We start from the raw sequence: 1,307 nt of genomic DNA on the forward strand, positions 1-1,307 counted from the left end.
GTTCAGTGTCGGCCAGGTCTTCAACTTCATCTATCGAGCGACGAAGGATTCAGCGGCGTACCACCAGCGTGGCGGCGTGACCAAGCGGCAGGCCGCGAACAGCACGGTCGGCAGGATCAGTGCTGCCGCGGACCGGGCCCGGGCGAACGAGTGGGAGGTCAAATCGTTCGGCAGGCCCTGGACCCTGCCGCTCTCCGCGATCGGCGAGACGTTCTTCAACAAGGTCATGTGGCAAGCGGACATGATGCCCGTGGTTTCGAGGGACGCAGTCGTCCCTCAGCATGCGGTGTCCGCTGCGTCGGCAACCGTTCCGCAGCAGGTGCAGAACTCCCCCAGCGAGGTGGGTGCAGAGCGGTCAGCGGATCCTTCGGATGACGACATCAACGACTGCACCAACTGTGGCGACCGCTTCTACGGCGAGGGTCTTTGTAAGGAATGTGCAGCTGTCTGACCGGCCGGATTCCGGGCAGCCTCGCCGATGCGCTGCAGGACTGGCTGGGGTCGGCCGGCACGCTGGACGAGGACGTAGCGGAGTTCGTCGGGTGGAGCGTGGATGAAGTCGCCCGCCATCGCGAGTAAGCCTGGCTCTGCCGTGCCCGGCGTCCCGTACCGGCCTCGCCCGCATTTTCTCTCTTCGCGCTTCGGCAGGGGGCAGCTCCAGCCATCTGGCCCGGTTCGGGGCCACCGGGTCGATAGGAGGGAAGGACGGCGGACCGTACGCAGAGGGTTGAGCAGCAGTACGCGCTGGAATGCCTTGACTTTGGTGCCCGTCATCCTTCCCGTGGACGGCCCTCGTTCTGCTGGCGGGAGCCGTCGCTGCCAGGCTGGCCGGTGCTCACTCTGGATGCTCTGACCTGACGGATGGGGTGGCCCTGCGGAACGTGCGAAGTGACCGCGGGGCCCCATGAGCACCGTCCTGTCAGGGCACTCACGACCGACCGTACGAGCCGCGCTGGTTCACCGCCCGGTGAGGTGATGCATACGCGCACGCCCCGGCCGCAGGTGCAGGCGGTGAGCCCGCAGTTGCGGGCCCTCTGCTCACGCCCTCGCTTCGTGGCCGGCCCGGACGGAGTGCCGTACCGGGCAAGCCCTTGGTACGGGCGGTGGTGGGGGAGTCTGCTGATTCATGCCCCGATCCATACCCGTATTGCCAAACACACCTAGCCAGCATCCGTGGGGCCGTTTGGCCCTGCACCGGTGGATCTTCGTCCACCCAGGCGTGCCCGGCATCGATACCGGGCACGCGTACGGCGCTGCACCCGGGAGGGGGATGCTGTTGGACGAGTACGACGCCCGCCGCATCCTGG

General features: G+C 67.2%; 1 protein-coding gene. It reads left to right on the forward strand.

The window, feature by feature from the left end:
* The coding region (locus EES42_RS44165) for a hypothetical protein (RefSeq protein WP_206434004.1) at positions 1 to 451 on the forward strand (451 nt) is incomplete at its 5' end.
* Positions 452 to 1,307: the final 856 nt, after the last annotated feature.

This window comes from Streptomyces sp. ADI95-17 (assembly GCF_003846175.1).
Taxonomy (GTDB): domain Bacteria; phylum Actinomycetota; class Actinomycetes; order Streptomycetales; family Streptomycetaceae; genus Streptomyces; species Streptomyces sanglieri.